This is a genomic window from Arthrobacter livingstonensis (genome assembly GCF_003219815.1).
Lineage (GTDB): Bacteria > Actinomycetota > Actinomycetes > Actinomycetales > Micrococcaceae > Specibacter > Specibacter livingstonensis.
Map to the genome: position 1 here is coordinate 1 of NZ_QJVD01000074.1, position 3,348 is coordinate 3,348.

Sequence of the window (3,348 nt, forward strand, 5' to 3'; positions counted from 1 at the left end):
GGAACACGGCGACGGCCGCCAGTGCGGGATCCGGCATTGGCCGCGCCACAACCCTCCAGCTACCGCGGGAGGGCACCCACATCATCGCCACCAAGATTGAGGCACCATTGAAGTCGGAGTTTGCCGGGGAGACGCTTCGCCACTTTATGCAGGTCAAACAGCCACCCGTTGCAATGCCAAGGCAGCTGGCCGCAGCCATCCCGTGGCTGGTAAGTGATGGCGCTGCCAAAGTCTCCGGCGTGATCAGCGCCAGTGAAGGGAGTCGGGCAGCGGTCTGAGCGTCGCTTTTTGCCGCTATACATCGTAAGGGGGACGACACCATGAAAGTCACCGTGGCAAGAGGTGGCCATTCAGCTCCCGGGGCTTGGACCGTTCTCGATGTTCACCCACGAACTGCTCGCGACCGCCCGACGACGATAGACATCACCAGCGCTCGGCGGCTTCGAGCTCTTGTCCAGACACACTTTCAAGCACCATGAGGAGAGCAATAATGTCCGCAATGTTGAAATTGACGCATAAAACCATCGGAGTGGAGGTTCGCCGTGGCACCTACGAGGCGATGGTCGACGGAAAACAGTCCGGGAACGTCGAACTGAACAAGTCCATTGACATGCCGGTCGAACCCGGACGGCACACCCTGCAAATTCGCAACGGACGAAACTCCAGCCGGACCACGACTTTCTACATCGCCGACGGCGAAATCGCCAGCTTCCGATGCGGCGGAAAGCGCATCTTGCCGATCTTTCTTTTGTCCTTCGCCGTTCCCAGCCTCGCGCTCTCGCTCACGCGCGAGTAGACGAAACCCGCCCAACAGAAAGAGCTAGCAGGCCTCCCGCAGGCGCTGAGCGCGCGACATCTCGCTCACTAACCATGCTGTACGTCACTGTTAAGGGTGGTCCGGCGAGTCAGGGTGCCGAGGGATGCCCCCTTGGCGGCCCAATCGATTGTGTGAGGATTGGTCGTCGCCAAATTGATTATGTCCAGATTCAGGCAAGCCACCTATCGGCGACCGCTTCCCGGCAGCTGAGAGGTGCTAAATCAAACCGCCGGACACTCCGATACTGAGAAAGTCCCTCAGTTTGTCCGAGGTATACATATGCCGCCTTCTGAAGCGGGCCAGGACAGTGCGGTGCCACCCAACGGTGCTTTGAATGGCGAAGTAAACCGTTCGGCGACTCAACGACAGACAGGGTGGAAAAGGTGCTTTAGACAGAGAATGATCAAGGACATCGCCGGCCCCTACCTGGTGCGGGTATCTGGGCCTTCCATGGAAGGGGCCGGCATTAGTAACGGCGACGAGCTGATCGTGAACCGGGCGTTGGAACCCCGGGGCCGGGTCCGTCGTCGTCCTGGACGGGGAACTGACCGTCAAGCGGCTGCGGATCACTGCGGCAGGGGTGGTGCTGCAGGCCGAGAACCCGGACTTCCCCGACATCACGGTTCCGAGGCCACATGGGCCGGCTCTGATGCCAGCGAGTGACTAAATTGCCCATGTGGATGTGAAAAGTTTCTAATCCAGTGCCGAACGAGCCTTTGACCCGTCATTGGAGGGAAAGCCGTTGATCGTCTCGAATAATGATGGGTGCGCCGTCACCAGATCCGCGTCGGCCAAGGCGATGAGGATCCCGATGGGGGAGCCGTGGTTCAAGTTGAAGCGTGTTACCACTGAGACGCTGGCGTCGAGAATGAGGCTGATTGCCAGGTTCAGCAACCACGGGTTGTACGGCGACACTAGCTCGCGTGTCATGCAACTGTTGGGCCGGTACAGTGTCTGGGTTGAGGTGTAGTCTCTGGACCCTAAAACCTGTCCGCCGGGCGCGCTTTGACGTAAGCTGCAATTATCCTAGGCACCCGCGACGTCGCAGACCATTTGGTGTTCGCAGCGGGTTGTCACGGCCAACCAAAGGATGCTGAAAATGAAGGCTCTCGTTTATCACGGTCCGAATCAAAAATCATGGGAAGACGTTCCTGATCCCCAAATCCAAAAGCCCACCGATGTCATAGTCAAGATCGAGACCACCACCATTTGCGGCACCGACCTTCACATTCTCAAGGGTGACGTTCCCGCGGTGGCCGAAGGCCGGATCCTTGGCCATGAAGGCGTCGGCACCATCACCGAGGTCGGCTCGGCCGTTTCCAACCTTGCCGTGGGCGACCGCGTGATCCTGTCGTGCGTTTCTGCCTGTGGCCGTTGCGATTACTGCAAGAAGGGAATGTTCTCGCACTGCCTGGGGGATGAGGGGGCGTCGGGGATAGGCTGGATTTTCGGGCACCTGATTGACGGAACCCAGGCCGAATACGTGCGGGTTCCGTATGCGGAGACCTCCGTTTACAAGATGCCCGACGGCGTCAGCCCCCAGGAGGGCACGCTCCTGTCGGACATTCTCCCCACCGGCCACGAGATCGGTGTCCAGTACGGAGGGGTCAAGGCGGGCGACGTCGTCGCTGTCGTCGGCGTTGGCCCGGTGGGGCTGGCGGCAGTGGTCACCTCCCAGCTCTACGGCCCTTCGCGCGTCATTGCCATCGACGTTGACGCAAACCGCCTGGAACAGGCCAAGACGTTTGGCGCCACCGACGGCGTGCTGTCAACGGACGCCGACTGGAAGGAGCAGGTCCTGGCCCTCACCGACGGGCTGGGCGTGGACGTCGCCATTGAGGCCGTGGGGATTCCCCAGACCTTTGCCATGGTGTTGGACATGGTCAGGCCCGGCGGGCACGTGGCCAATGTCGGTGTCCATGGCAAGGGCGTGGACCTGCCGCTCGACTCGCTCTGGATCCAGAACATCAGGATCACCATGGGCCTGGTGAACACCAACACCACCGGCACGCTGCTCAAGCTCGTGGCGCAGAAAAAGCTGGCTGTCGAGAAGTTCGTCAGCCACACCTTCAACCTTCAGGACATTGAGGAAGCCTACGACACGTTCTCACGGGCGGCCGAGACCAAGGCCCTGAAGGTGATGCTCAACGCCTGATTGGGGCCCCAGGGCAATCCCCTGGGCCCCTACAGAGGAGACAAAGTACAAGAGAAAATCGATCACGTGGTCGTCTTGATGAGGGAGAACCCTGTGCGGTTTGACGTTGACTCCTTTCATTTTCCCCGCTTAGGCGTGGTGCCAGTTTCGGGTGGGGGATCTCGCCTATCCCGTTTTCATGGAGCTGACGATGGCGCAATGACAGGCAATGGTGAAGAAGGGCCCTGACCTACTAAGGGGCGGCGTTGCGGCACGCGTTGAACCCTCCGCCGCCCTGGGCGCCAGCCCGGAGGAATTCAACAAGCCCGCGGGTTTTTTCGCCATTGCGTCCCAAGATCTGCACGGAGTGCCTGGCCTTGAGCATGCGAACGGCGAT

The 3,348-nt window shown here is 60.3% G+C and carries 2 protein-coding genes and 3 pseudogenes; all 5 read left to right on the forward strand.

What is annotated here, in order from left to right; all coding sequences use genetic code 11:
• Positions 1-278: pseudogene (locus CVV68_RS23730) on the forward strand (hypothetical protein); the annotation flags it as partial.
• Between the two features lie 221 nt (positions 279-499).
• Complete coding sequence (locus CVV68_RS22700) at positions 500-796, forward strand: hypothetical protein (protein ID WP_211320972.1); 297 nt, start codon at positions 500-502, stop codon at positions 794-796.
• A 300-nt stretch (positions 797-1,096) separates the two neighbouring features.
• Positions 1,097-1,484 (forward strand): annotated as a pseudogene (locus CVV68_RS24505) (LexA family protein).
• Positions 1,485-1,784: pseudogene (locus CVV68_RS22710) on the forward strand (Y-family DNA polymerase); the annotation flags it as partial. It abuts the pseudogene before it with no gap.
• A gap of 132 nt (positions 1,785-1,916) precedes the next feature.
• Positions 1,917-2,972, forward strand: a complete 1,056-nt coding sequence (locus tag CVV68_RS22715) for a zinc-dependent alcohol dehydrogenase family protein (protein WP_110503249.1) — start codon at positions 1,917-1,919, stop codon at positions 2,970-2,972.
• Positions 2,973-3,348 lie beyond the last annotated feature (376 nt).

Coding starts and splice junctions, on each gene's coding strand:
- CVV68_RS22715 (WP_110503249.1), top strand. CDS start 1,917: ATGAAGGCTCTCGTTTATCACGGTCCGAATCAAAAATCATGGGAAGAC.
- CVV68_RS22700 (WP_211320972.1), top strand. CDS start 500: ATGTTGAAATTGACGCATAAAACCATCGGAGTGGAGGTTCGCCGTGGC.